This is a genomic window from Vibrio sp. YYF0003 (genome assembly GCF_036350715.1).
In the GTDB taxonomy this organism is placed as follows: Bacteria; Pseudomonadota; Gammaproteobacteria; order Enterobacterales; family Vibrionaceae; genus Vibrio; species Vibrio natriegens.
Genome location: NZ_JAZDWA010000004.1, coordinates 413745 through 437000, shown reverse-complemented (window position 1 = coordinate 437000; position 23256 = coordinate 413745). Strand labels below are relative to the sequence as shown.

General features: G+C 45.3%; 21 protein-coding genes and 1 pseudogene. 11 read left to right on the top strand and 11 right to left on the bottom strand.

Annotated elements, in window-relative coordinates:
* Both V1U08_RS14770 and V1U08_RS14765 read left to right on the top strand, forming a co-directional pair.
* On the top strand, positions 1–1318 hold a 1318-nt coding region (locus tag V1U08_RS14770; RefSeq protein ID WP_330470904.1), incomplete at its 5' end, for a WD40 repeat domain-containing protein.
* 207 nt (positions 1319–1525) lie between these two features.
* Positions 1526–1831 (top strand): annotated as a pseudogene (locus tag V1U08_RS14765) (IS110 family transposase); the annotation flags it as partial.
* Between the two features lie 220 nt (positions 1832–2051).
* On the opposite strand, the gene V1U08_RS14760 reads toward V1U08_RS14765, so the two are convergent.
* The 6 genes from V1U08_RS14760 to V1U08_RS14735 are packed head-to-tail and all read right to left on the bottom strand — an operon-like array spanning position 2052 to position 6894.
* The gene (locus tag V1U08_RS14760) at positions 2052–2891 is read right to left on the bottom strand and encodes a class III extradiol dioxygenase family protein (RefSeq protein ID WP_014233888.1); all 840 of its coding nucleotides are present in this window, start codon (positions 2889–2891) and stop codon (positions 2052–2054) included.
* Positions 2892–2893: 2 nt separating this feature from the next.
* Positions 2894–3247, bottom strand: a complete 354-nt coding sequence (locus tag V1U08_RS14755; RefSeq protein WP_014233887.1) for a protocatechuate 4,5-dioxygenase subunit alpha — start codon at positions 3245–3247, stop codon at positions 2894–2896.
* A 1-nt stretch (position 3248) separates the two neighbouring features.
* Positions 3249–4127 (bottom strand): amidohydrolase family protein, encoded by an 879-nt coding sequence (locus V1U08_RS14750; RefSeq protein ID WP_330470903.1) that lies wholly within the window; start codon positions 4125–4127, stop codon positions 3249–3251.
* 16 nt (positions 4128–4143) lie between these two features.
* A complete protein-coding gene (locus V1U08_RS14745; protein WP_065300964.1) occupies positions 4144–5202 on the bottom strand; it encodes a 4-oxalomesaconate tautomerase in 1059 nt (352 codons plus the stop codon).
* The gene (locus V1U08_RS14740) at positions 5195–5872 is read right to left on the bottom strand and encodes a 4-carboxy-4-hydroxy-2-oxoadipate aldolase/oxaloacetate decarboxylase (RefSeq protein ID WP_014233884.1); all 678 of its coding nucleotides are present in this window, start codon (positions 5870–5872) and stop codon (positions 5195–5197) included. Before V1U08_RS14740 ends, V1U08_RS14745 begins: the two co-directional genes overlap by 8 nt.
* 11 nt (positions 5873–5883) lie before the next feature.
* Entirely contained in the window at positions 5884–6894 is a 1011-nt protein-coding gene (locus V1U08_RS14735) for an amidohydrolase family protein (protein WP_024372799.1), read from the bottom strand.
* A 349-nt stretch (positions 6895–7243) separates the two neighbouring features.
* Here V1U08_RS14735 and V1U08_RS14730 point away from each other — a divergent pair, with 349 nt between their 5' ends.
* Positions 7244–8080, top strand: coding sequence for a shikimate dehydrogenase family protein (locus tag V1U08_RS14730; RefSeq protein ID WP_020334240.1), 837 nt, complete (start codon positions 7244–7246; stop codon positions 8078–8080).
* 15 nt (positions 8081–8095) lie between these two features.
* Entirely contained in the window at positions 8096–8539 is a 444-nt protein-coding gene (gene aroQ / locus V1U08_RS14725; protein ID WP_330470902.1) for a type II 3-dehydroquinate dehydratase, read from the top strand.
* 91 nt (positions 8540–8630) lie between these two features.
* Here aroQ and V1U08_RS14720 read toward each other — a convergent pair whose 3' ends face one another.
* The 5 genes from V1U08_RS14720 to V1U08_RS14700 all read right to left on the bottom strand — a co-directional run bounded on the left by V1U08_RS14720 (position 8631) and on the right by V1U08_RS14700 (position 14308).
* Entirely contained in the window at positions 8631–10454 is a 1824-nt protein-coding gene (locus V1U08_RS14720; protein ID WP_065300962.1) for a bifunctional sugar phosphate isomerase/epimerase/4-hydroxyphenylpyruvate dioxygenase family protein, read from the bottom strand.
* Positions 10455–10543: 89 nt separating this feature from the next.
* Entirely contained in the window at positions 10544–11470 is a 927-nt protein-coding gene (locus V1U08_RS14715) for an AEC family transporter (RefSeq protein WP_330470901.1), read from the bottom strand.
* A gap of 12 nt (positions 11471–11482) precedes the next feature.
* Positions 11483–12748, bottom strand: coding sequence for a TRAP transporter large permease (locus tag V1U08_RS14710; protein WP_330470900.1), 1266 nt, complete (start codon positions 12746–12748; stop codon positions 11483–11485).
* Between the two features lie 9 nt (positions 12749–12757).
* The gene (locus tag V1U08_RS14705) at positions 12758–13249 is read right to left on the bottom strand and encodes a TRAP transporter small permease (protein WP_065303400.1); all 492 of its coding nucleotides are present in this window, start codon (positions 13247–13249) and stop codon (positions 12758–12760) included.
* Between the two features lie 57 nt (positions 13250–13306).
* Positions 13307–14308 carry a DctP family TRAP transporter solute-binding subunit gene (locus tag V1U08_RS14700; RefSeq protein ID WP_317587209.1) on the bottom strand — a complete coding sequence of 334 codons (1002 nt, stop codon included), beginning with the start codon at positions 14306–14308 and terminating at the stop codon, positions 13307–13309.
* Positions 14309–14719: 411 nt separating this feature from the next.
* Between V1U08_RS14700 and V1U08_RS14695 the strand changes: the two genes are divergently transcribed.
* The 7 genes from V1U08_RS14695 to V1U08_RS14665 all read left to right on the top strand — a co-directional run bounded on the left by V1U08_RS14695 (position 14720) and on the right by V1U08_RS14665 (position 23191).
* Positions 14720–15937, top strand: a complete 1218-nt coding sequence (locus tag V1U08_RS14695; RefSeq protein WP_020334233.1) for a LysR family transcriptional regulator — start codon at positions 14720–14722, stop codon at positions 15935–15937.
* 112 nt (positions 15938–16049) lie between these two features.
* The gene (locus tag V1U08_RS14690; protein WP_330470899.1) at positions 16050–16967 is read left to right on the top strand and encodes a DUF1932 domain-containing protein; all 918 of its coding nucleotides are present in this window, start codon (positions 16050–16052) and stop codon (positions 16965–16967) included.
* Positions 16968–16990: 23 nt separating this feature from the next.
* A complete protein-coding gene (locus tag V1U08_RS14685; protein WP_014233873.1) occupies positions 16991–17938 on the top strand; it encodes a Gfo/Idh/MocA family oxidoreductase in 948 nt (315 codons plus the stop codon).
* Positions 17939–17964: 26 nt separating this feature from the next.
* Positions 17965–18996, top strand: coding sequence for an aldo/keto reductase (locus tag V1U08_RS14680; RefSeq protein ID WP_330470898.1), 1032 nt, complete (start codon positions 17965–17967; stop codon positions 18994–18996).
* A 185-nt stretch (positions 18997–19181) separates the two neighbouring features.
* The gene (mrcB, locus tag V1U08_RS14675) at positions 19182–21524 is read left to right on the top strand and encodes a penicillin-binding protein 1B (RefSeq protein ID WP_330470897.1); all 2343 of its coding nucleotides are present in this window, start codon (positions 19182–19184) and stop codon (positions 21522–21524) included.
* 282 nt (positions 21525–21806) lie between these two features.
* Positions 21807–22127 (top strand): DUF1840 domain-containing protein, encoded by a 321-nt coding sequence (locus V1U08_RS14670; RefSeq protein ID WP_118120460.1) that lies wholly within the window; start codon positions 21807–21809, stop codon positions 22125–22127.
* A 176-nt stretch (positions 22128–22303) separates the two neighbouring features.
* Positions 22304–23191, top strand: coding sequence for a LysR family transcriptional regulator (locus tag V1U08_RS14665; RefSeq protein WP_330470896.1), 888 nt, complete (start codon positions 22304–22306; stop codon positions 23189–23191).
* Positions 23192–23256: the final 65 nt, after the last annotated feature.

Genomic DNA, 23256 nt, shown 5'->3' with positions numbered 1-23256 from the left:
GGTCACGCTCCCGCATGATGATGGGGTATGGTCGGCCTCCTTTAGCCCCGATGGCACACGCATCGTCACGGCATCGCTCGATAAAACCGCTGTGATTTGGCAGGTAGATACGGGTCAATCCCTGGTCACGCTCCCGCATGATGATGGGGTACGGTCGGCCTCGTTTAGCCCCGATGGCACACGCATCGTCACGGCATCTTGGGATAACACCGCTGTGATTTGGCAGGCATATACAGGCCAAGCCCTGAAAACGCTCCCGCATGATGGTAGTGTATTGTCGGCTTCCTTTAGCCCCAATGGCACACGCATCGTCACGCTATCTGGGGATAACACCGCTGTGATTTGGCAGGTGTACAAGCAAGCCTTGGCCACGCTTCTGCATGGTGCTGGGGTAATATCGGCCTCCTTTAGCCCCGATGGCACACGCATCCTCGTGGTATCGGACTTGGATAACACCGCTGTGATTAGGCAGGCAGATACGGGTCAAGCCCTGGTCACGCTCCCGCATGATGATAGGGTATGGTCGGCCTCCTTTAGCCCCGATGGCACACGCATCGTCACGGCATCGCTGGATAAAACCGCTGTGATTTGGCAGGCGGACACCGGCCAAGCCCTGGTCGCGCTCCCGCATGATAATGGGGTAAAATCGGCCTCCTTTAGCTCTGATGGCACACGCATCGTCACGGCAACTGGGGATAAAACCGCTGTGATTTGGCAGGCAGATACGGGTCAAGCCCTGGTCACGCTCCCGCATGATGATGGGGTATGGTCGGCCTCCTTTAGCCCTGATGGCACACGCATCGTCACGGTAACTGGGGATAATACCGCTGTGATTTGGCAGGTAGATACGGGTCAATCCCTGGTCACGCTCCCGCATGATGATATGGTATTCTCGGCCTCCTTTAGCCCCGATGGCACACGCATCGTCACGGCATCGCTCGATAAAACCGCTGTGATTTGGCAGGCAGATACGGGGCAAACCCTGGCCACGCTCACACATAATGATGGGGTAAAATCGGCCTCCTTTAGCTCTGATGGCACACGCATCGTCACGGCATCGCGGGATGACACCGTTGTGATTTGGCAGGCAGATACGGGACAAATCCAGGCCACGCTCGCGCATGACAATGGGGTACGGTCGGCCTCTTTTAGTTCTGATGGCACTCACATTGTCACGGCATCGTCGGATAGAACCGTTCGAGTTTGGGGACCTATATTTTCGACAACCCAAGCCGTCATTGATTATGCTAAGAGTGTTCTACCGCGTACACTTACCTTTGAGGAGCGCCAGAAATATTTCCTAGCACCAAAAGAGTGAGCATTTTTACCGTGCCAACTTCCCTAGCTAACCTATCTTTGGTCAGAATCCTTAAATACTGGATTATAAATTAAGCTAAAGGGCAATTTTCCAGAGGGGTAATTTATTATTCGCAAAATTAGCAATAACACTGGCAAGATAATTAGATGGTACGCCCCACACCTAACCTACACTCAGCATAGTCGCTGGACTTCAGTAGGTGCCATCATGTCAGCTATTAAAACAATCGGCATAGATCTTGGTAAATCTACATTCCATTTGGTTGGCCATGATTATTCAGGCTGAGAACTGTATAGACACAAGTTTTTCCGAAGATAATTGATTCAGTTCATATCAATCCATGAGCCTGTCACGATTGCTATGGAGGCTTGCTGAGGCTCTCATTGGTTAGCTCGAAAGTGTCGAGAATATGGTCATCAGGTTAAATTAATACCAACACAATATGTGAAGCCCTATGTTAAGACACATAAAAACGACTTTATTGATGTCAATGCTATAGCTGAAGCCGCTACTTGATCCGCCCCAGCAGTTTTGGACACTGAGTTAAGTGAATTTCCATACTTGAAGTTATCCGTACTTTACTAATTTAGGAAATTCACTGAAACATTTCTGTCCAATTGTGAGTTTCAGAAAAGAGATAAGCAAAAAGCGAACTAAGTTAAGGACCGCCAGTCAAAAAAAGCGGCCCATCTGGACCGCTTAACAAGGAGAGAATGAACAAGTCTTTTAACGACTATTTTGACTCGATTAACATCGTACCGGAGCCCGTGTTTGAGATCGGTGCGTGGTAACTGCTTTGTAGCACATTCAGCTCACCTTGCAGTGTTCCGCGCATGCCAAGCCACATGTTCAGTTCAGGGCCTTGAGCACCACCCTCTTTGATAAGATCAAGGACAGAAAGTTTAGTCAGGCACTCAGGCTCTGCAACTAACTTATCCATACAGTAAAGATCGAACTCTTTGTTGATAAACCCTGCACGCTCGCCGTCCAGCTGGTGTGAAAGACCGCCAGTACCAAGTACAACCACTTTTAAGTCTTGATCGAAGCTTTCAACTGCCGCTGCAATCTGTTTACCCAAGTCGTAACAACGCTTTGGAGAAGGCATTGGATGCTGTTCGCAGTTGATACAAACAGGAATAACCTGAACATTGTCGTACGAGTAATTTGGCCATAAAAGCTGCATAGGTACCGTCAGACCGTGGTCGACTTTCATTTCCTGACAAATCGTGATGTCGAATTCATTTTCAACCAAGTGGTTAGAAATATGCCACGCTAAGTCTGGAGACCCTTTCACATCTGGAATCGTTTGAATGCCCCAACCTTCGTCGGCGTTTTCATAACGGTCTGCCACGCCAATCGCGAACGTTGGCTTTTTGTCGATAAAGAATTCAAGACCATGGTCGTTGTAAAACAGAATCGCAACGTCTGGTTTTTCTTCCCCTAACCATTTAAGAATCGGAGGATACGCATCAAACAACGGCTTCCAATACGGTTCCTGCTGTTGATTGTTCTCTATCGCTTTGCCGATAGCAGGGATATGTGAAGTACCGATACCACCTATAATTTTTGCCATGATTATTTCCCCGCGTCGACTAACATTTGCTTAAACTCTTCAACCGTTTTGCCGGTTTGAATCGCACCAATATCTTGCATATTCAGACCAAGCATGCCAGCAAACTTAGCCAAATAGTAAATACTTCCACCTAACTTCAGTAAGCCAAGCACATCACGATTTTGAATCGCGACTTTCTGCTCTTCCGTCAGACCAAACTTATCGCAGTAAGCCATTTCATCACGCTGAAACTCTTCGCGAGCCGCAGCCGTGTTGAGTGAAAAGCACATCTTATTCAGACCGTAACCTTTACGAGCCATTTCACCGTCAAACAGAACGGTGCCTTCAATTGAGGACTTGTTATCAAGATAAGACATTTTAAACTTCCTCCGGCCAGTACAGTTTCATCGGGTTAGTCACAAGCAGAGCTTGTTGCAACTCTTCCGATGGTGCGATTTTTGGAATCACATCAACAAGATGACCGTCATCTGGTGTGTGTGATTTCATGTTTGGGTGCGGCCAGTCAGTACCCCACAATACACGCTCAGGGAAGCGCTCAACGAGCTCACGAGCGAAAGGAACTACGTCTGAATAGTCTGGTGGAGTAAGCGTCAAACGCTCTGGACAGCTCACTTTCGTCCAGATCTGCGGGTTGCTCTCCATCATGTTAATGAACTTCTCGAACTCTTCGCTGTAGACGCCTTTAGAAACATCTGGACGACCCATGTGGTCGATGACAACAGTCATATCAAGTTCATTCAGGAATAGCGCAACCTCGTCAATATCCTGCGCTTCAAAGTAGACAACGACATGCCAGCCCAGTGGGCGAATTTTTTCTGCAATCTGCTTTAACGTTTCTTTTGGCGCGGTATCAACAAGTCGTTTCACGAAGTTAAAACGCACACCACGAACGCCAGCTTTATCCATCAGTTGCAGCTCTTCGTCAGTGACGGTTTCATCGACAAAGGCAATGCCGCGAGCTAAATCACCAGCGGTGTTGAGCGCATCTACCAAAGCCGCGTTATCTGTGCCATGGCAAGACGCCTGAACAATAACGTTGCGGCTGAAGCCGAGGTAATCTCTTAGTGCGAATAACTGCTCTTTAGAGGCATCACACGGCGTGTACTTACGTTTTGGCGAGTAAGGGAATTTACTTGCTGGGCCAAATACGTGGCAATGGCTATCCACAGCACCTTCCGGCACCTTAAACTCGGGTTTGCTTGGATTAGGGTGAAAAGGTAGATAATCCTTGTCCATGGTCAGTCCTTATATTCTATCTATTTGTATACACGATTCCGTCAAACAACTTACGGGCGGTACGCAAAATTGCTGCAGCTTGGACTTGGTTCTCTTTTACATCCAACACTACGCTCATTTTGCCTATCGGGTGTTCAACGTCTACCGCTAAAGTTTCACTTTGCTCGATTGATGCCAATTTTTGTGCCGGCGAACCCGCTAAAATGCACGCACTCGCAACACTTACGGCTCCCAGTACACCTATCGAGGCATGGCAGCGATGAGGGATAAAGGTACGAGTAGAAATAGCGCCGCCATACTGGGCTTTGCTAACCAATGACATTTTAGGTACCGATAATTGGGAAACATCACCGAGGTTCATTAACGGTCCAGCTTGTAGCCGTATTGATTCCAGCTTTTGTTTTAGTTCCGCGTTATTGTCGAGTTGATCTCGGCTTTCATCGCCCGAAATACCGAGATCTTCCGCATTGATGACGACAACAGGCATGCCATTATCAATTAACGTTACTTCAACACCGTCAATCACATCAACGACATTGCCGCTCGGCAGCAGTGCGCCGCAAGTTGATCCGGCAGTATCTTCGAACGTAACCGCAATCGGTGCTGCGCTACCTGGAACACCATCAATTTCACAGTCACCTTCGTAGGTCACTTGTCGATTGGGCGTATTCACGGTGACCGTCACGATTTGATCGGTGTTCTCCATGTAGATTCTTACTGTCGTTTGCTTTTCTTGGGCTTCCACGATGCCTCGCTCTATCGCAAATGGAGCTACACCCGCTAAGATATTGCCACAATTTTGCTTAGTGCTGATCAATGGTTGATCCACAAACACTTGTAAGAAAAGATAATCTACATCGACACCATCTCTTTCAGATGGCGCAACGATCGCAACTTTAGAAGTCAGGGGATCGGCACCGCCAATCCCATCAATTTGACGCTCGTCAGGTGAGCCCATTGCCGCGAGAAGAAAGCTTTCCAGACAAGACTGGTCTGAAGGCAGGTCACTTTTAACAAAGTATGCGCCTTTTGAAGTACCCGCTCTCATCCACATACAAGGGGCTTGGTTAGACATATTTGAGCCCTTTTTCTGCTAAACGCTCACGCATATTATAGATGTCCAGGCCAAGTTCGCCGTTTGCTAAGCGAACACGTTTCGCCTCTTCTCTCTCGATGCGATCCAGTGCGGCTACAAGTACTTGTTTTGCTTCGTCACGACGAACAACCACAACACCGTCTTCATCAGCGACCATAACATCACCCGGGTAGACGATTTCTTCTGCGCAGGTCATTGGAACGTTCACAGAACCCAATGTTTCTTTAATGGTGCCTTCGCTGAAGATGGCTTTTGACCAAACCGGAAAGTTCATTTCACGCAAATCTCGCGTATCGCGAACGCCGCCTTCGATGATTAGGCCAACCACACCACGCGCTTGAGCTGAAGTAGCCAGTAAATCACCAAAGAAACCGTGGTTAGAAGGCGAAGTTGGCGCAAAGACTAGGAAATCACCGTCCTGAGCTTGTTCGATCGCCACGTGCATCATCCAGTTATCACCAGCCGCACCTGAGATAGTCAGTGCTGAGCCAGCGACAGCATCACATTGGAAGATAGGACGCATGTAGTGTGCCAGCAGGCCGCGACGACCTTGAGCTTCATGGATAGTAGCAACGCCACATTTGCGCAGACCTTCAATCACGTCTTTGTCTGCACGTTGAATATTCTGAACTACAACATTGTTTTGCATAATATTAATCCTTATGCCTTCAGACGGCTGAATACACGACGAGCGTTGCCTTCAAAAATGAGTGCTTTCTCTTCGTCGTTGACCTTATCGCTTGCGTCGATGTAACGCTTGGTATCATCAAAGTAGTGACCAGTTTCTGGGTCGACACCACGTACTGCACCAATCATCTCTGACGCAAACAGGATGTTTTCCGCAGGAAGAATGTCTAGTAGCAGGTCAATGCCTTTCTGGTGGTATACACAAGTATCGAAGTAGATATTCTTCAGAACTGACTCTTCTAATGGTGGAAGACCCATGTCTTGTGCAATACCGCGGAAACGTCCCCAGTGATAAGGCACTGCGCCACCACCATGAGGAATAATGATTTTCAGCTCAGGGAAATCTTTAAATACATCCGACATCAGAAGCTGTTGGAATGCCGTGGTATCCGCACCCAGGTAATGTGAAGAGGTGGTGTGGAAGCAAGAGTTACACGCCGCAGATACGTGAATCATCGCCGGAACGTCTAGCTCAACCATTTTTTCGTAAAGTGGGTAGAACGCTCGATCACCCAAAGACGCATCTTTCCAGAAGCCGCCCGTAGTATCCGGGTTTAGGTTACAGCCGATGAAGTCCATTTCTTCGACACAACGAACCAATTCAGGTACCGATTTAGAAGGCGTCACACCCGGCGACTGAGGAAGTTGAGCAACAGGTGCGAAGTTGTTAGGAAATAGGTCACACACACGGCGAATCAGGTCATTCTGATGCTCGGTCCAGAAGCGGCTAGTATGCTCATTTCCAATGTGGTGTCCCATCCAACTTGCGCGAGGAGAGAAGATAGTCAAATCGGTTCCGCGCTCTTTTTGCAGACGAAGCTGGTTGTTTTCAATACTTTCGCGAATCTCATCGTCAGAAATACTGATAGTACCTTTGTCTCCAACGTATTTTGGATCTTTTGCTACCGCTGCTTTTTGGCTTTCTCGGTAATCACCGACTTGCGGTGGTGTAGTGGTATAGTGGCCGTGGCAATCGATTATCATCTCATCAATTCCTTCTGTTGTTTTGTTTTTATACTCAAATAACCTCGAGATGCTTAGTTCTGTGAAAATGTCTTGGCTGATAAATTCAACCACGACTTGAATCCTGCATCTGGAATTCACTTGTGTATAACTACTATAACGACGGAGATAACAACTCGACTATTTCAATTTATTTTTACGGTATAAGTTTTTGAGATAGATGCCTTACTTTTATTGTTAACAAATCGACTTAAAAGCCAATAAATACAAGCATTCAACAAAAATGAATAGGTGTTAGAAAAATATAATTATCATTGGAAAAATGACGTGTGGTAGCCTTATCCTGTCATTAATAGATGGAGTACTTACTATGCAATGCCGTTTATTTGGAAAAAATATAACTCGGTCAAAATCCCCATATTTTCACAACGAGCTTGCCAAGCATTTAAATATTAACTTTAGCTATCAATTAAATAGTATTGATAGCGGGGATATTGAAGAGTTCAAATCTCAAGCAACGGCGTTGTTCGCTTCTGAAATTCAGTCGGCAAATGTCACTTACCCATTTAAAGAAATCGCCATTGAAATAGCGAATAAACTCGACAAATCAGCGCAACGCGTTCAGGCAGCAAACACATTAGTGAAAAAAGGCGATGAAATTATCGCTTACAACACCGACTACTCAGGCTTCATTCAGGCTTACCGAAATTCACGTGAGCAGACACCAGGTCGAGTTGTGCTAGTTGGATGTGGTGGTGTTGGTAAAGCCGTTGCGATGTCATTGGTTGATCTAGGTGCATCAGAGCTGATTTTGTTTGATATGGATGAGAAAAAAGCCCAGGCACTTGCTAATCAACTGTCTGACGAAGACTTACAGGTGACAACGGCAAATAGCGAATCACTTGAGTCGTACGTCAAGCTGGCCAATGGTCTGGTAAACTGCACTCCAGTCGGTCACTACTCGATGCCGGGCACCCCTATTCCAGAAAGCTGGATTGGCTCGCAAGAGTGGGTTTTCGATGCCGTTTATACGCCTGTCGACACTCAATTTCTTCTAGCAGCAAAAGAGAAAAACGTGTCTATTATCAGCGGCTTTGAACTATTTTTCCATCAAGCAACTGACGCATTTTCTCTCTTTACTAATACCAAACCAAGCCCTGCCGAGTTAGCAGAGTTCCGTGAATCGCATTTCACTCAGCTATGCTAAGCAAAGGTTCTCATTATGCCTAAGTTACTGTTATTAAACGGCCCAAACCTTAATCTTTTGGGCTCTCGTGAACCTGAAAAGTACGGTCATGAAACGCTAGCGGATGTAGAAGTCCGCTGTCAAAAGCTCGCCTCTGAATTTGGTTATGAGGTCGATTGCCTGCAAAGCAATATTGAAGGTGAGTTAATTAATGCCATCCACAAAGCTGGGGCTGAATACAAAGCTGGTGAGCTCGCTGGCGTTGTTTTCAACCCAGGCGCTTACACGCATACCTCTATTGCCCTTCACGATGCGATCGCAGGTGTTGGCGTTCCTGTCGTTGAAGTACACATTACCAACGTACACGCGCGCGAATCATTCCGTCATCACTCTTATATTTCTCCGGTGGCTGCTGGTACCATTATTGGTATGGGCACAAAGGGCTACCAATTGGCGATTAACTATTTGCTAGAAAAATAACGTCCCGACGTTATTTCAATGATTCGACAGATAAAAAAATAGGTGCTTCGATGAAGCACCTATTTTTTATTCTGATTTTTATTTCTAATGTTTAATCATGGTAAGACTGGGATGCCAAGCGAATAAACGCATTGGTTTCGCCATATTTTTTATAGTTTCCAACTCGCTGTAACACTTCAAAGAACAGTCCATTGACTTCTTTTGTGTAGAAATGCAAGAAGCTGCCTGTGTCATCCTCTGTGTATAGGATGTTGTTTTCTTTAAGTTTTGCAATAAACTCGTCACTTAAATCAAACTGAGCTTGAATGTCTAAATAGTAGTTGTTTGGTATCTTCAACTGATAAATTGGCGAAAGGTCTTTTACTGCTGCGAAAATATCATGACATTGAATAGCAATCTGGTTAATGCTCGCCCCATTTGACGCATTTAAAAAACGCTGAGCAGAGGTCTGCTTCGCACTCGTGCTGTTTAACGCAAACTTAATCTTGCCGTTTGGACTGGTAATCGTACGGCTGGTGATCAGACCGTTGATATCTGGCAAGTCGTAGCTCTCTTCCGGAACAAAACCAAAAATTGATTTGTAGAAGAACAAGTTAGACAACAAGGTTTCAGGTGACACCACCTGCCCCATATGGTCGATACGGATTAGGTTGTCATTATAGGCAGCACCATCCGTCAGCGGTTCAAAATCGACGTCATAGAACTTCTCTGCGTGGTTTTGATCAAGCAGATGGATAAGCAGATTACTTGAGCTTTTCAGCGTCGGGATATCCAGTTCATTCTCTTGGCGCGCCTGATAAATCGTCGGGCTATTGTAACGCTTTGCCAGTTCAACTAAGCGGTTTGCGTCCTTCGCTAATACACCCAACGCACATACCGATTCTCCATGCCCTTCTAAGTAACTACTCGCATTACTATTTTTCTCATAGTTGAATACGAAGTTGATATCACCAAGTTGGTAAAGGTCAACATTTTTGCTTTTATGACAATGGGTTTTCTTAAAGCCCAGTGATTCGATGATGTCGGTAAATGGGTTGTTTTCACGTTCTTTTACCGCAAATTCCACAAAACTTATATCACTCACTTCAGGCGCTTCGAACGTGTCACTGCTCTGGTCTTCAAGCCATTTCAAAGAGCGCACACCATCAATCGCTTTTTCAATTGGAGACGAAGAGCGGAACTCATCATTAAACACTTCATGTGACAAGTAATCGTCGTAACCTTTGTCTTTAAGTGCCTGAACAAATTCAATAATAGGGAAATCACCCTGACCAGGGAAGCAGCGATAATGGCGGCTGTACTGCAGAATGTCCATTTGCATCTTAGGCGCATCAGCCAATTGAACCAGGCCAATTTTTTCAACTGGAATGTCGTTCTTTAACGTGTCCAGCGTGTTACCACGGGCGAACATATGGAATGTATCAAGTACGATACCCAAGTTTGGGTGATCCACTCGCTTAACGATATCCCAGGCGTCATCGTAGTCTGCGATATGACGACCCCAGGCAAGCGCTTCATAGCTTAATTTCATGTCTTCACGTTTAGCCAGTTCTGCCAACGCATGCAGATCTGCAGCGCACTGATTTCTGTCTGGGGAAGCCAGCGGGTGAACGCTACTGCACATCATTAAACGATCAGTACCGAGCTGATGGGCGAGGTCGATCTTACGCTCCATCATCTTGTATTTTTTATCGCGTAGATCAGGCGGCAGGCCTTCCATATCGCGAAACGGTTGCAGCACTAAAATCTCCAACCCCAGACTATCAGCGATACGTTTTACATCGCGAGCGGTGCCTCGGTATTGGGTCAAATCATTCTCGAAAATTTCGATTGCGTGGAAACCCGCCTTAGCCGCTGCATGCATTTTTTGCTCAAGCGTACCGGATAAACAAACGGTGGCAATTGAATACTTCATAAATTAACTCCTAGCCAATCAAAGGCTGATATCTCGTATAGGGAGGCGTCAAGAATGGCGTTAACAGGTGCCAGACACTACTCACCTCACTATGAATTAAACATTGCAACAACAATGGACAGAGATATTCCGGACGCCAGCGTTGTTGTTACAAGGGTGTTTACACAAAACTTTTGTTGATAATAAATCGAACCCAATATTGGGTAGATGGTTAACATAGGTGCGGCAGCAAATATAATCAGTACCGGTTTAAGTGCTTCACTGACTGGAAATAGGGTCAGCAATCCAATCGCAACCATCGGAAAAATAATCAGTTTATTGACGGCAACTAAAGCAGTTCTTGTTTTCTCTTCAAACTTAAATGACTGGCCTAATGCACCACCGATAGAAAACAGTGCTAATGCGACGGCTGTATTAGAAAACCAACCCGCACTTTTTAGAATAAATTCAGGTAGCGTTATATTGAATAAATTAATACTGAGTGCGATAACTATCGAAATTATTATTGGGTTACTACTAATGCGTTTCGCGATAACTTTTATTTGCTCAAATGTGCTGGTTTTTGCGCTATGACTGATTTCCAGAAATAGCAAGCAAAGTGGTATAAATAAAAGATTCTCTACCAAAACACACATTAAAAAGGCTTCAATAAACTGGCCTTCAAATAACGATAACACGATAGGAAAAGCGACAAATGCACTATTGGGCATTCCACTTCCCAATGCATTAATACATGCATCTTTCCAATCAGATTTTAATACTTGTTTACTGATAATCAGCGCAACGCCCATTGTGGCAATACCAGACATCGCATAAACCAGTACAAAGTTAAGTTCGATCGCATTTTCAATATCCAGTTGCGACAAGTTAATTAAAATAACCGCAGGTAACGAGATATAAAGGACTAACTTACCTATATCCGCATGAAAACCTTGAGAGAAAAAGCGAATTTTTGTTGTATAAAAGCCTGCCGCCACTATCATCGCGAGCGGCAGGAGTACGTCTATCACAGCCATAATGAGTACTTGTTAGTAGCCAAAAAGTTTTGGTAAAAACAGCACGCTTTGAGGCACGAAGGTAATAAAGAACAGCACCAACACCTCTAACAGGAACAACGGTGCTATTTGCTTCGATATTGCCGCAACACCTACTTTAGAAATGGTATTTGCAACAAACAGACAGATACCAAGTGGTGGCGTAATCAAGCCGATCATCAGGTTAAAGATAACTACAATACCGAAGTGAACTGGGTCGATTCCGAAACTCATCGCAATTGGATGGAAGATTGGAATCAAGATAAGCATTGCCGCAATCCCTTCAAGGAATAGACCAACCACCAGCAATATCAGGTTAACCATAATCAGGAACATAACCGGGTCACTGATCGTGCTGATGATTTGCGCACTGATGTACTGAGGTACACGTGAGAAAGTCAGCAGCCAGTTAGCAACGGAAATGACCGCAATCAAAATCAATACGATAGATGAGTCACGCATTGAGCGAATAAACACTTCCGGTAAGTCACTAATTTTAAGTGTTTTATAGAAAAACATCCCAACGGTCAGTGCGTAAAATGCAGCAAAAGCAGCGGCTTCTGTTGGTGTGACAACGCCTAATAGAATTGAACCAAGAATGAATACCGGCATGGTCAATGGAACAAACGCTTTTACCAATGCTTTACGGCGACTTTGACGGACAACGTTACTGCGAATCTTATGGCGCGTTGCGTAGAAATAAACAAATATCGACAGTGCAATCGCAGATAGAATACCCGGTACAATCCCTGCTAAGAATAGCGCTGGAACCGACACACCACTTGCGATTAACGCGTAGATAATCACCGGGATACTTGGCGGAATCATTGGGCCGATAACAGATGACGCAGCAGTTAATGCGGACGAAAACTCTTTGCTGTATCCCTCTTTTTCCATTTGAGGAATAAACACACGGCCAAGAGCAGAAGTGTCTGCAACCGCGGAGCCAGAAATACCCGCAAACATGACCGATGACCAAATGTTTACCTGAGCAAGTCCGCCTCGGAAGTGCCCGACTAACGCATTAGCAAAATCGATAATTCGCGTAGTGATACCACTTTTGTTCATCAGCTCACCAGCCAGAACAAACAGAGGTACTGCAAGAATTGAATAGGAATCCAATCCGCTAAAAATACGTTGAGCAACTAAGCTAATTGAAATTGGCGTACTGGTGACATAAAACGACATCGCCAGAATGATTGTGAATACGAGCGGAACACCGAATATCAGTAAGGTGCCCATCAAAGCTATAGATGGCATAGTAAATCCTTATACATCTCTACGTTTTAGACAGGGTGCACGCCCGGTTAGAGCTGATAGATGAGCGGCTAATCGAAGTGATGCTGCGATAAGTAAGCACACACCACCAACCACTAGTGCTGATTGGAAGTAATACATACTGATCCCAATACCCGGTGATTCAATGGCACCGCGCTTCGCAACAAACAAATAACCTGACCAAATCAATATCAATGCACTCGCAAACACTGCTATGTCAGTAATGACTTCTAATATTTTTTGGAACTTAGCCGACTTCACCGAGCTAAGGACTGAGAATTTAATGTGTAACTCATCGAGGTAACAAATTGCTGTGGCAAACATAACGCCGTAAATCATGGCGTACTTACACAGCTCTTCACCCCATAAAATTGAGGTATTGAAAAAATAACGACTGATGCTGCTAAACAACATCACTACAAAGACTGTTAGCAATGAAGTGCCAGCAAGGATAGCCAGCAGCTTTTTGTATCGCTCTATCATAGCCTTTCTCCACAAAATTCCGTAAAGCCCGTGATAGGCTTTACGGCTTACCTAAAATTATTTAGCAGCGTCTACTGCTTGAAGTGCCTCATCGATCCATTTTGAATCAATCGTCGTTTCTAGCCATTTGATAACAGCAGGCTGAGTTTTCTCGCTGAACTTCTCCTTCTGCTCAGCAGTCAGTGACGTTACTGTCATGCCTTTTTTCGCCAGTAGCTCCAGGCCAGCAGCTGAATTCACTTGTTGAATAGCGCGACTTACCGTACTTGCTACTTTTGCCGAACGGTCAATCAGTTCTCTATCCTCTGCTTTTAAGCCAGTGTAGAAATCGTCGTTGATTAGCAGAAAGTCAGTGCCGTACACATGGCCATCTAGCGTGATGTATTTTTGCAGCTCGTAGAATTTGTTATTCGCAATAACACCAACAGGGTTTTCCTGACCGTCTACTACGCCAGTCGTCAGTGCCGCCGGAACTTCAGGCCAAGCAATTGGTGTTGGTTCTGCGTCTACCGATTTCAACATTTCGATATAAAGAGGGGTGGTCATCACGCGGATTTTTAACCCATTCAGGTCTTCCGGGCTGCTGATGACTTTCTTAGAGTTGGTGAAATGACGGAAACCAGTTTCTCCGTAAGCAAGGTTACGAAGCCCAGTCTGCTTGAGACAGTGTTCGCCCAGCTTTTTACCGAACTCACCATCCAGAACTTCCCATGCAACCGGAGCTGAAGGGAACAAGTAAGGGATCTCAAGCACACTCGCTTCTTTACACAGCTTGCTGTAAGCCCCAGAAACCATCGTCATTGTTAACATGCCTTCCTGAGCTGACTGTAGTAGCTCAGTCTCACCACCCAATTGGCTAGATGGGTAGACATTGACACTTATACGGCCGCCGGATTCCGCTTCAACAAGATTTTTAAAAACCTGTGTAGCAGCACCTTTTTTAGATGTCGTCCATTCCTGAGAATCAACGTGACCAATAGTGATTTCAATTTCAGATGATGCGGCAGTTCCCGCGTAAGCAAGTGCGAGAGAAAGTGATAATGTTTTTATTGTTCTCATTCTGTGAACCTCCTGTTTCATGGCATTAACAATCTAGCACTCCCCCCAGATGACCTATAATTCATATAGTGAAAGTGCCATTCAATTTTTAGATAAAGGGGCAATTATCAATTAAGAACAATAGAAAATTAAATCTATTAAATTCAATGAATTAAACCAAATTTTATAGCGTTGAAATATTAAATAAAAAATAAACACCCTCCATTGTATACAATTACAAATAGGAGATTGGCGTCACAATTTATAAACAAGAAAGTAACCTAAACATTTAGCATTGTGCTTAAACATGTCTAAATAAGTGAAAAGTTAATGTGGGTTCACCTCCTAGGGTCGTTGCCCCATCAGCGTTACCAGTTTTCCAAATTGCATATTCAACACTGAGAATTACATTGCTCATTTACAGGCGGTCTTATGTTTAACATCCCAAATATTCGGCACTTACGCGCCATTTCTGAAGTCGTCAAGACAGGCAGCATCAGTAAGGCATCTGAGACCGTATTTCTCTCCCAACCAGCCATTACTCAAGCGATTTCAAAATTCGAAAAGAGTATTCACAGTGAACTATTTGAACGTACCAGTGATGGCATGACGCCGACTCCGCAAGGTAAAGCTTTCGCGTTTCGTATTGATAGGGCGTTAGATCATATAGAGCATGGGATCTCGGAGACACTCAAGATCGCCAAAGGGCAACGCAAAAGCAACGTTCATCGATTCTTGTACAATATGACGTCGACACACCTGAAGGCGTTAGTTGCCGTTTCGGATGGTCAGGGTTTTACCGAAGCCAGCCGCTTGTTGGAGGTGTCCCAATCTTCCGTTTACCGCGCGTCAAAAGATCTTGAAGAGATCTTGGATGTCACCTTATTCGAAAAAATCAGTAATGGTATCGTCGTAAGCAAAGCCGGTACCGCGCTCGTCAAAGCTTGTAAGCTCGCATTTGTGGAAATAAAGCAAGGAATCGAAGAGATCGACGCACTTAGCGACCGTCATAACAGTGTGATCACAGTGGGCTGTCTGCCGTTAGCTCGTACCTGTTTGCTACCTATTACTATTAATGAATTCAGCCAAAGCTATCCAGACTGCCGGATTCAAGTCATCGATGGCCCCTACTCCGATTTGCTCAACCACTTAAAGTACGGTGAGATCGATGTACTGATCGGCGCATTGCGATTTCCGATCCCGAGTACCGATATTCGTCAGGAAACCCTGTTTGAATCAGAAAACAAAGTCTTTGCACGCCACGATCATCCGCTATCCAAAAAAGCGAATGTCACTCTGCAGGATTTACATCAAGCCAGTTGGGTAGTCTCCAGCGCTAATACGCCAGGACGCAAGATGTTTGAAGACATCTTCATTAATGGTGGATTAGAGCCCCCTTCACGTTTGGTAGAAGCCAGTTCGCAGATGCTTGTAAAAGAACTGATACTGGGTAGCGATCGCCTGTCTGTCCTTTCTCAACATCAAATTCAACGTGAACTGGACGAAGGCCACTTTACGATTTTACCTTTTGATTGCAGCCAGCAGTCTCGACCGATTGGCCTTACCATGCGTAAGAACTGGTACGCGACTACCGTACAGACGCATTTCGTATCGCTTCTGCGTAAGAATGGCTTGAAGATGTCAGGCTAAATCGGGCAGCGCTTTCTCAAAATTGAATACCTAATATCATCTTTTGATTATTCGTGTTTTTACCCAAATGTTACAGTCGTTTTCGGTGAAGCAACATATTCGGGTATCAAAGGTGAAAACAACTCGTGCCGCATTTATTGGCTTCGGTGAAGCCGCTCAAGCACTTATCAGCATCGCTGGTGACAATGCACCGGACGTGATCAGTGCTTTTGATATCAAAACACGCGATGAGGCTACACGCGAAGCAAAACTGATGGATTACATCCAATTTCAGGTCAATGGCGCGTTTAACCCAGAGCAAGCCGTTTGTGGCGCTCAGGTTATTTTTTCTCTCGTTACACCTGATCAGGCAAACTTGGCTTTAGCACCGCTTAGTAGTGCGCTGACAGAAAAGCAGTTTGTCGTAGATTGTAACTCGTGTGTTCCTGCAGTGAAAAAACACAATGCGAAATTGGTAGAGTCGCAAGGTGCAGCCTATATTGACGCTGCAATAATGAGTCCGGTAAAAGCGAATTCAAAGCAAATCCCACTGTACATTTCTGGTAAAAAAGCCACTCTGGTTGCACCACAATTACAGTATTTGGGGTTTGATGTAACCGTGATTTCAGAGCAGGTCGGCGATGCTTCACAAATAAAAATGTTGCGTTCAGCGATGGTGAAAGGTCTGGAAGCATTAACAACAGAATGTATGCTTGCGGCTCATCGTGCCGGGGTCGCGCCCTATGTGATTGAATCACTGGAAAAGAGCTACCCACAACTTAATTTGTCGCAATTGGCGGTTTACCATATGGAAAGAATGCTCACTCATGGGAAACGTCGTAGCGAAGAACTTAAATCAGTAGTCGAGACACTTGCTTCACTTGATATCGATACCAGTATGTCGAGCGGCGCAATCAACTGGCATCAACTGATGTCGGATATCAATGTAACTGTCGATAATCAAACGTTAGAACAGTTATCTAATCAAATTTTGAATACGATGGAGCACTCAGCGTCACCCATCCAATCAAACGATACCCTTACCTCTTAACCAAGTGTAATAAAGGATTATTTATGAAAGTATGTGTAGTTGGTGCAACTGGTGCCTTTGGCCGTAAGCACTTAGAAGCCATCCAAAATATCGACGACGTAACCGTATCAGTTATGGTTTCTCCAGAACAAGACAAGCTTGATGCTCTGATCAATGAATATGACTCTCAGGCTGTTGGTGTAACGACACTTGAAGAAGCACTTGTTCGTGACGATGTTGATGCCGTTATCTTAGCAACGCCAACTCAGGTGCACGCATCTCAAGCTATCCAGTGTATGGAAGCTGGCAAGCACGTTTTGGTCGAAATTCCTATGGCTGATAACATCGAAGACAGCTACAAAGTAGTCGAGACTCAAAAGGCAACGGGTTTAGTTGCAATGGCTGGCCACACTCGCCGTTTCAACCCAAGCCACCAATGGATTCACAATAAAATCCAGGCTGGCGAGCTAAACATCCAACAAATGGATGTGCAGACATACTTCTTCCGTCGTACCAACACCAACGCGAAAGGCGAGCCAAGAAGCTGGACTGATCACCTACTATGGCACCATGCTTGTCACACGGTCGATTTATTCCAATACCAAACTGGCGAAACCGCGTCACAAGTTCAAGGCATGCAAGGCCCAATTCATCCGGATCTTGGCATCGCAATGGACATGAGCATTGGTATGAAGGTGCCATCAGGCGCAATTTGTACGCTTTCTCTGTCATTCAATAACGAAGGTCCATTTGGTACGTTCTTCCGTTACATCTGTGATGAGGGGACTTTCCTTGCTCGTTACGATGATTTGTATGACGGCTATGACAACCAAATTGATTTGACAGGTGTTACTGTGTCAAACAACGGTATTGAATTGATTGATCGTGAATTCTTCGAAGCGATTAAGACCGGTAAAGAGCCGAACTCTAGTGTTGCCCAATGCCTGTCAGCAATGGAAACACTGCACCGCATCGAAGAGCAGCTCATTTAAGGACAACACAGCTAAGGAATCTTACTATGCAACAACGGAAAATTGGCCAATTTCAATGTAACCCTGTGGGTCTGGGATGTATGAACCTGTCTCATGCATACGGAACACCACCGGATGAGAAACAGAGCATTCATTTACTCAATCATGCCTTGGACCTCGGTTACAACCATCTAGATACCGCGACATTATATGGTGGCGGTGCCAATGAAAAACTGGTGGCCAAAGCCGTTGGGCATAGAAGAGATGAATATGTGTTGGCCAGCAAGTGTGGCATGTTCATTAACGAAGAAGGTAAGAAAGAGATCAATGGCCGTCCTGAAGCGCTGCGTACAAACATTGAGAACAGCTTACAACGCCTAAACACGGACGTCATTGACCTCTACTACCTTCATCGATGGGACAAAACCGTGCCTATCGAAGAGAGTGTCGGCGAGCTAAGCAGACTGGTTGAAGAAGGCAAAATTCGCGAAATCGGTTTGTCTGAAGTATCCGCAGCGACAATAACAAAAGCCGCTCAAGTCCACCCAATTGCGGCGGTGCAATCTGAGTACTCACTTTGGACTCGCAACCCTGAAATCAAAGTGCTGGAAACATGTAAAGCACTGGGGACTGCCTTTGTTGCATTTAGTCCGTTAGGTCGTGGAATCTTGACGGGTAAAATCAATTCTCCGACGAATTTTACGCCGAAAGATATCCGTCGCAACATGCCTCGATTCGATAGTGAGCACTTTGCGCATAATCAGCATCTTGTGACACAACTGGCGCAATTGATCGAGCAAGAGTCTGACGCTGAGCTAAGTAAAGCAAGTCTGGCTAGCATCGTTCTACGCTGGGTGCTGGATCAACACGATCATATTCATGTTATTCCAGGCACGACGAATATCGACCATCTCACCGAGAATGTTTCGGCAACGTCGGTGAGTTTGTCTAGCGACCTGTTAGAAAAAATGGGACAACTCATCAACAATGACAACGTCTCCGGCACGCGCTACAACGCTGCTCAACAAGTAGAAATCGATACTGAAGAGTTTTCAGCGAGCCCTGCGGTTACCGCATAACTTTCATAGAATTCAAAAGCCCGCTTCGGTGGGCTTTTTGCTTATAACGCCTACATAACCACTCAATAAACCCTTCCCTCTGCTCTTTGTGTTCCTTAATTGAGACTGTTAACGTTTTAATGACATAAGCGAACAAACATCAGGCTACGCTTCACGGCTATCCTTAACGCGTAACATAAACAAAGATGCCTGCTAACACTCCGTCTCCACTATCGAAAACACTCTGGTTCCGCCGTTTGATTCAAGTACTCTTCGCCGGCGCTGTATTACTCCTTATAGCGATTATTTACTTCGGAGTGCAGTTCAACAACCTGGTCGCGAGCAAGTTTGAAGGCCAAATGTGGCAACTGCCTAATGTTGTTTATGCACGTCACTTGGTGTTAAGCCCTGCTATGCAGGTTAGCCAGAAAGAAGTGCTCAGTGAGTTGGAGCAGCTAAATTACCGTAAAGTCGCACAGCCAACAAAGAGTGGTGAATATAGTGTTTCTGGCCAGACAATAAGGCTGATTCGTCGACCGTTCGTTTTTCCTGAAGGTGAGCAACCTGCGCAGCAGGCAAGCATTCGATTTAGTGGCAAACGCATTGTTAAGATCACCGATGAAACCTCAGGATATGATCTCGGCGTACTGCAGATCGAGCCACAAATTTTAGGGATGATCGACGGTGACAACACCGAAAAACGAATTTACGTATCCAAAGATGACATGCCAGAGACATTAGTCGCTGCGTTACTTGCCACCGAAGACCGTGATTTTTATCAGCACGACGGTGTATCCCCTGTTGCTATTGCCCGCGCTTTTGCAGCTAACGTTACTGCGGGGCGTAACGTACAAGGCGGAAGTACCTTAACTCAACAGCTCGCGAAGAACTTGTTTTTAACTCGCGAACGCAGCTTGGTTCGTAAGATTAAAGAGGCTTACTTAGCGGTGATCATGGATTATCGCTACAGCAAAGATCAGTTACTTGATGCTTACCTAAACCAAGTCTATTTGGGTCAAAACGGTCAAAATGCGATTCACGGTTTTGCTTTAGCATCACGACATTATTTTGGTCGACCGTTATCGGAACTGAGCCTTGATCAACAAGCGTTACTTGTCGGCTTAGTCAAAGGTCCGTCTTACTACAACCCTTGGCGTTACGCTGAACGAGCAAAAGCGCGACGTGACTTAGTGCTAAAAATGATGGTCGACACTGGCGATCTCGAAGCGAGTGATTACGAACGCGCGATTCAGAAACCATTGTCATTGGCTGTTCAGGGTAAAGGAAGTACCACTGAGCCTCCTTACTTTGACTACATAAAGCTATCACTGAAAGAGGATGGCATCGACTACAACAGTGGTCGCGGTTTGCGTCTTTTCACGACCTTCGAGCCTAAAGTGCAAGGTCAGGCAGAAGCAGCGGTTTACAACGTTATGCCCAACTTAGAAAAGAAAGCAGGCCAGTCTTTAGAAACTGCGATGATCGTTGCCGATAAACGAAGCGGTGCAATCCGCGCGATGATTGGTAGCCGCCAGCCGAATTTCCATGGCTTTAATCGTGCGATAAATGCCGAGCGTCAGATTGGATCGCTGATAAAACCAGCAGTTTATGTCACGGCATTAGCACAGCCAGAACACTACGCGTTAGGTACGAACCTCGCGGATAAACCAATTACTATCCAAACGCAAAATAATGAGAAGTGGTCACCACGAAACTACGATCGCCAGTATCGCGGTCAGGTGAGCCTCTACCAAGCTCTAGCTCACTCTTACAATGTTCCGACCGTGAACCTCGGTATGGCCATTGGATTAGATAAGGTAACCAACACCTTGGTGTCATTAGGTGTCAAAGAGACTCAAGTCCCACAAGTGCCATCGATGTTACTGGGTGCACTGGCACTTTCCCCTCTGAACGTCACTCAGATGTATCAGGCGTTAGGAAATCAGGGTGAAAAACAAAACTTGTTCGCACTTAGTGCGGTGCTCGATGAACATGGGCAAGAACTTTATCGTCATCAAGCTCAGCAGGAAAAAGTATTGGAACCTGAGGCGGCTTGGCTAATTGAATATGCAATGGAACAAGTCGTCGAGCAAGGGACCGCGCGTTACTTAAATCAGATCGTGCCTCGCAGTGCTCACCTCGCGGGTAAAACTGGTACGTCAAACCAAGGGCGTGACAGTTGGTATGTCGGGCTTGATAACCAAGATGTCGTGACTATTTGGGTAGGTCGCGACGATAATAATCCAGTCGCTTTGACAGGATCGAGTGGCCCGTTACGAATCTATGGTGATTACCTTAAAAAGGCCGGCTACCAGTCAATCGCTCAAACTAAGCCAGAGAAAATAGGGCTAGCAAACTACAGCACTGATAGTCAGGGTGGATTAAGAGAAAGCTGTTTTGGCGAAGTCAGTTTACCTGTTTGGAGTGAAACAGGAGAAACGAGCCCTAACTGCCTGCAGCCTTTGGAAGATGGCCTCAAAGAAATCGGTCGTGGATTAGCAGAAGCTCCGAAGCAAATTGGTGGATTCTTTAAAAGCTTGTTTGATTAAACGTATTTGATTAAGCAAGAGAGCGTTCGCGCTTTCCGCTTCCCCAAAGAATTAACTCCACTATTTAGGTAAACTCCGGTTAAACTGGTGAAAACCAATCACAGTGAGTAAGTGGTCAGAAATAGCGTAGGAAAAATGCTTGAGAACAAGGCAACATTTTTCGATAAGTAGTTACTCTACAATCAAAAATGTTAACGCTGTTATCGAGTATTTTAACAAGCTAGATTGACCTGTTATTTACTACGATTGGTATAATATAATCAGGAAAAACCGGAGTGAGCCATGCTGATCACCTTTCGCTGTAAAAGCCATGCCAATATCACCATGTTCGGCGATATTGCCCTCAATATGATAAAAATGATGGGCCATAGCGGCACTGTGCCCGGTTCGATCTCATCTCAAGACCTGCCAGAAGCGCTCGCCAAATTAACCGCTTCGCTGACCAAAGCAGCAGAAGTTGAGAACAAATCCGTTCAAGAAGCAGACGATGATGACGAGCAATCAGAACCGGTCGTATCAATAGGTCACAGAGCAATGCCGCTTGTTGAATTACTCAAATCTGCCATTGATGATCAATGTGACGTGATGTGGGACAGTCAGTAAACAAGCCCTAAGTATTGCCATAAACCACGACAGAAGCATTAAGACTGTGATCGTAATCTTCTCTTAATTGCTTTTCTCTTCATAATAACCAAAAGTGATTGTAGCCTATATTTCAATCGCCAGAATGTATATTGCATTCTATTTTGTTCGCATCATAAACCTCATGGAAACGTCACGTGGACATCAAACGTCTTCAGTACTTTGTAGCTTTGGCTAAGAACGGCAACTTCACCAAAACTGCCGACCAACTGGATATTGCCCAGTCGGCACTCAGCGTTAGCATGCAAAAATTAGAGAAAGAAATCGGTCTGAAGTTAATTAATCGAAGCAGCAGACAGATTCAGCTCACCTCTGATGGCATGAGATTCCTGTTCCATGCGCGAAGGATTTTGGAAGATGTTGAACTCGCCCAGATTGAAATGGATGAGCTAAAAGGGCTCGAGCGCGGCAAAATCGATTTTGGTGTTTCTGCGATGCTTGGGTCTTATTTTTTCCCTGAAGCACTGTCAGCCTTTAACCAAGCCTACCCTAATATTCGTATTCATGTTCAGGAACACGGCACAGCAACACTGGAAAAAATGCTTTTAGAAGGCGCTTTAGACTTGGCATTCGTTCGCACAGATAAACCCGTTGATCAACTGAGATACGTCTCGTTGTGCCCAGAAGAAATCGTTGCCTGCGTTAACGAGAGCCACCCTTTTGCCCAATTATCGAACGTAACTCTGGAACAATTCTGCGAGCAACCGCTTATTCTGTTTCGGGAAGGATATTTGCTGCGTGAAGCCGTCAGTCGTTACAGCCGAAAGCACAACTTAAAACCAGATATACGCTTTGAGACCAACTTAATCGAACTCGTGAAAGCCCTAGTGAAAAAAGAGGCAGGAGTTAGCACATGCCTGAGACGAATAGTGCAAGAAAATGAGCCATTGGTTTGCGTACCCTTTAATCCCGCACTTAAAGTCGAATTTGGTATTGGCTGGAAAAGCAGCCATTACCTGTCTAATGCATCGCGTGCGTTTTTGAAGTTTATGGAACAGTGGTATCAACCCAAAAGAATCAAATAGCGTGTTATAAAAATGCCCCCAGCCGTCTTAAAACGACTGAGGGCAATTTACTATCAAGAAATGTC

Coding starts and splice junctions, on each gene's coding strand:
- V1U08_RS14740 (WP_014233884.1), bottom strand. CDS start 5,872: ATGCAAAACAATGTTGTAGTTCAGAATATTCAACGTGCAGACAAAGAC.
- V1U08_RS14695 (WP_020334233.1), top strand. CDS start 14,720: ATGTTTAACATCCCAAATATTCGGCACTTACGCGCCATTTCTGAAGTC.
- V1U08_RS14735 (WP_024372799.1), bottom strand. CDS start 6,894: ATGATAATCGATTGCCACGGCCACTATACCACTACACCACCGCAAGTC.
- V1U08_RS14720 (WP_065300962.1), bottom strand. CDS start 10,454: ATGAAGTATTCAATTGCCACCGTTTGTTTATCCGGTACGCTTGAGCAA.
- V1U08_RS14750 (WP_330470903.1), bottom strand. CDS start 4,127: ATGGACAAGGATTATCTACCTTTTCACCCTAATCCAAGCAAACCCGAG.
- aroQ (WP_330470902.1), top strand. CDS start 8,096: ATGCCTAAGTTACTGTTATTAAACGGCCCAAACCTTAATCTTTTGGGC.
- V1U08_RS14760 (WP_014233888.1), bottom strand. CDS start 2,891: ATGGCAAAAATTATAGGTGGTATCGGTACTTCACATATCCCTGCTATC.
- V1U08_RS14700 (WP_317587209.1), bottom strand. CDS start 14,308: ATGAGAACAATAAAAACATTATCACTTTCTCTCGCACTTGCTTACGCG.
- V1U08_RS14685 (WP_014233873.1), top strand. CDS start 16,991: ATGAAAGTATGTGTAGTTGGTGCAACTGGTGCCTTTGGCCGTAAGCAC.
- V1U08_RS14755 (WP_014233887.1), bottom strand. CDS start 3,247: ATGTCTTATCTTGATAACAAGTCCTCAATTGAAGGCACCGTTCTGTTT.
- V1U08_RS14730 (WP_020334240.1), top strand. CDS start 7,244: ATGCAATGCCGTTTATTTGGAAAAAATATAACTCGGTCAAAATCCCCA.
- V1U08_RS14745 (WP_065300964.1), bottom strand. CDS start 5,202: ATGTCTAACCAAGCCCCTTGTATGTGGATGAGAGCGGGTACTTCAAAA.
- V1U08_RS14715 (WP_330470901.1), bottom strand. CDS start 11,470: ATGGCTGTGATAGACGTACTCCTGCCGCTCGCGATGATAGTGGCGGCA.
- V1U08_RS14705 (WP_065303400.1), bottom strand. CDS start 13,249: ATGATAGAGCGATACAAAAAGCTGCTGGCTATCCTTGCTGGCACTTCA.
- V1U08_RS14680 (WP_330470898.1), top strand. CDS start 17,965: ATGCAACAACGGAAAATTGGCCAATTTCAATGTAACCCTGTGGGTCTG.
- mrcB (WP_330470897.1), top strand. CDS start 19,182: ATGCCTGCTAACACTCCGTCTCCACTATCGAAAACACTCTGGTTCCGC.
- V1U08_RS14670 (WP_118120460.1), top strand. CDS start 21,807: ATGCTGATCACCTTTCGCTGTAAAAGCCATGCCAATATCACCATGTTC.
- V1U08_RS14710 (WP_330470900.1), bottom strand. CDS start 12,748: ATGCCATCTATAGCTTTGATGGGCACCTTACTGATATTCGGTGTTCCG.